The sequence below is a fragment of the Bacillus cereus group sp. N21 genome (genome assembly GCF_016483395.1).
Classification (GTDB): Bacteria; Bacillota; Bacilli; order Bacillales; family Bacillaceae_G; genus Bacillus_A; species Bacillus_A pseudomycoides.
The window spans coordinates 1-3537 of the sequence record NZ_JAEHBX010000157.1 but is presented as its reverse complement, the minus strand read 5'-3'; the positions used below and the strand labels follow the sequence as shown (position 1 = coordinate 3537).

The following is a 3537-nucleotide window of genomic DNA, read 5'->3' as shown; positions in this document are numbered from 1 at the left end:
GAGACATTATGGCTTAGCACATGATATGCTGCGGTATAAATTTGACAACTGTTGGATCAATCAAATGCTAATATTCAGGTTTTATTTACTCCGACTGGGAATTAATAGCTTAATAAGTGAATTTAGCATATAAATTTCATATTTGATGGCGATGGGATTTTTTCTTGTATTCTTATATTTTAGAAAATTCCAGCCCGAACTATTGACTTTATAAATGTATTTTTTATACAATTGTATCTCGACTGAAAAATTCGAACGGACAGGAGGGAATCAGCATTATGAGTACTATATTTGAAGAAGAATTACAGCGGATGAAAAAAACTTTATCTACAATGGATGAACAACTAGACAAATTGGAAAAAATTCCAGTTTACTATGGCGAGGATTTTAAAGAACAAATACTTGAAAGTATGAGGGAGTCAAATCGGCAAAACCTACGTATTGGTGTGCAAGAACCATACTTTGGGCGATTAGATTTTCAGGAGGATGGACAGCCAGAACCAAACCCGATTTATATTGGTAAAGTAGGTGTTTCTGATGAAGAAACGATGAAACCAATTGTTATTGACTGGCGCGCACCTGTTGCTAGTATGTTTTATTCGTTTACTGGTGGTGAAGAACCGGCTTTTTATCATTCACCAGATGGCTTAGTAGAGGGCGATGTGTATTTAAAAAGGAACATTGCTATTCGCAAAAGAGAACTGGAACGTGTTGTTGATACATATGTAAAAGGAAGTGAAGATGTATCTCTTGCAGATGATTTCCTTCTATATCGATTAGGTGAAAACAAGGATAATAAATTAAAAGATATCGTTTCGACGATACAATCTGAACAAAATGACATTATTCGTGCAGAGAAAAACATGCCATTATTAATTCAAGGGGTTGCAGGAAGCGGAAAAACAACAATCGCTTTACATCGCCTTGCTTTTTTAATTTATGAATATCGCGAGCAGCTAGAGGCAGAGAGAATGATTGTATTTGCTCCAAACAGTTTGTTTTTAGATTATATTTCTAGTGTACTTCCTGAACTTGGTGTAGGAAATATTAGGCAAACAACATTTCAAGATTGGGCGCTAAATACATTAGATGATGCGGTGAAATTGAAAGATACTGAAGAAAAGTTGAAAGAAGCTTTTTCGATAAATCGCGATGATAAAAAGGTTATGCTCGGTAAATTAAAAGGAACGATGAAATTCAAGTCATTTATTGAAAAAAATATTGTTCAATTTGAAAAGAATTTATTACCAATAAAAGATTTTGAGGCATGGGATAAAGCATCTATTACAGTAGAAGAAATTAGAAAATGGATGCAAGTGGAATATAAGCACTCTCCATTAAGGAAGCGTAGAGAAAGATTAGTCGGCCGAATAAAGCGCTGGATTGAGATTGAACTTAAAAAGTTTGAAGGAACAAATGAGAAAAAAGCATTAAAAAAAGAAGCTACAAAGAGATTAAATGCCTATATGAAATTTTGGCCTAAAATGAGCCCGTTATCATTTTACAGTTCGATGATGAAGCAAAAAGAAATATTGGAAGTTTTACCTGAAGAACTTGTTCAGGAAACAGAAAAAAATTGTCGTAAAAAAGAAGTGTATGTAGAAGATTTAGCACCTCTTATTCATATTCACCATCGATTAGCAGGTATCGAAATCGGGCAAAAATTCCACCATGTTGTTATAGATGAAGCACAAGATTTTTCACCATTCCAAATTTATATATTAAAAGAAATTACAATGGGTAACTCGTTTACGATTTTAGGTGATTTATCGCAAGCAATATATGATTATCAAGGGATTGAAGACTGGAATGACTTTAAAGAAGTATTTCAAGAAACCGGTTATTATGAACTGACGAGGAGTTATCGTTCTACAAAAGAAATTATTGAATTTGCAAATGAAGTCATTAAAAATGCTGAAATTCCAGTAGGGCTCGCAACCCCTGTTTTCCGTAGTGGTGAGAAAGTAAAGGTTATTTCTACGGACAATCAATTTGCCGCAATTGTAAAGACTCTACAACATATGCAGAGTGAAAATGTGAAGACGATTGCTGTTATAGGAAGAACAGATGATGAATGTCGTGATATATATGAAAAGTTAACAGCTACAGGAATCACTGCTAACGTCATCGAAGCAAACCAAAGTAAATATGAGGGTGGTATTTCAGTTGTACCTGTGTATTTAGCAAAAGGGCTAGAATTTGATGCGGTACTTCTTATCGATGTTGATGAAGTACATTATAAAGGTACAAAGCATGATGCGAAACTATTATACGTTGGCTGCACGAGATCTCTCCATGATTTACGGATTTTCTATTCTGGGGAAGCATCACCTTTAATTCAAGGAATACAAGAAGAGTTTTATGAAAGTAAATAATAGATGTTTCAAGAGGATTTTCAAGTAATGGGGTAGCACCCCATCGTCATCAACCTAACGAAATTAAATACCCCCAAAACGAAAATTTTCTTTCTCTACAGTTAGTTCTTTTGAGAATGCAGCGTATTTTTTAGTTTTAGAGAATAATGAATTTCTTAACTTAACGGCTATGAGTGCTATCTCCTATAGTGAATATTTTTTTTAAGCGGTTCAGGAACAAACATAGGCTGTGGAGAAGACTTTCTCCACAGCCTAAACTTCTTAATAGGAGCAGTTTTTAGTATGTCTTGAGTAAAAACTTTGATCTCTTCATGTATAAACTCTGATGAAATACGATTCCTGATTTGTTTCCTCCACAATCCATTCTGCCATCATATAAAGTAAAAAAGAGATAAGAACAATGTATGAAGTATAATTTCTCTCCTCGAATATATATTCTTAGCCCACGTAACCGGCTACTAAAAGAATTACCTTCTTCAACCGTTTTCCTTTAAAATATCCCATTCATTATAAACATTAATTTTTTCTAGAATAATTGAATTTAAATAACGGATTATCGACATTAAATTATGTAATTTTGCATAATGTTACATAAATTCGGCATTTTCCCTTTTTTTTGACAAGAATAGACAGTATACTTTTTACAAGTTTAATATTTCAGAAAATTATACGAGGTGAAAAACATGAAAAATAAAAAAACATTAGCTACAGTTGCATTAACAACAGGATTAGCTTTAACAACTGTAACACCATATGGACTAGGTCATGCAGAGGAAACAGATCAACTACAAGTTCAAATGCAAGAGGATTCGTTTCGTACAGGTGAACTTACACGACCATCACAAAAGGCACCAGAAAATGTAGTAAAAGATGCTCTTAAGGAGAAAACAGAGCAAGCTTTGTCTCCAAAACAAGTTAATGGAGAAACGGGAGTAGATTATAAGGTTCTTCAAAAGCGTGGTTCTTATGATGGAACTACACTTGTGCGTATGCAACAAACATATGAAGGAAAAGAAGTATATGGGCATCAATTGACTGCACACGTAGATAAAAAGGGTGTTATTAAAAGTGTTTCAGGAGATAGCGCGCAAAATTTAAAACAAGAAGATTTAAAGAAGCCTATTAATCTATCACAAGAAGAAGCGAAACAATATATTTATAC

At 33.8% G+C, this 3537-nt stretch carries 1 protein-coding gene and 1 pseudogene; both read left to right on the top strand.

Features of this window, described 5'->3' with window-relative positions; all coding sequences use genetic code 11:
* Positions 1 to 278 precede the first annotated feature (278 nt).
* A complete protein-coding gene (locus JDS96_RS30040; protein WP_199669036.1) occupies positions 279 to 2375 on the top strand; it encodes a HelD family protein in 2097 nt (698 codons plus the stop codon).
* Between the two features lie 683 nt (positions 2376 to 3058).
* A pseudogene (locus JDS96_RS30035) lies at positions 3059 to 3537 on the top strand (M4 family metallopeptidase); the annotation flags it as partial.

What these genes read in the sequence shown, in the direction of transcription:
- JDS96_RS30040 (WP_199669036.1), top strand. Translation starts at nt 279, where the DNA reads ATGAGTACTATATTTGAAGAAGAATTACAGCGGATGAAAAAAACTTTA.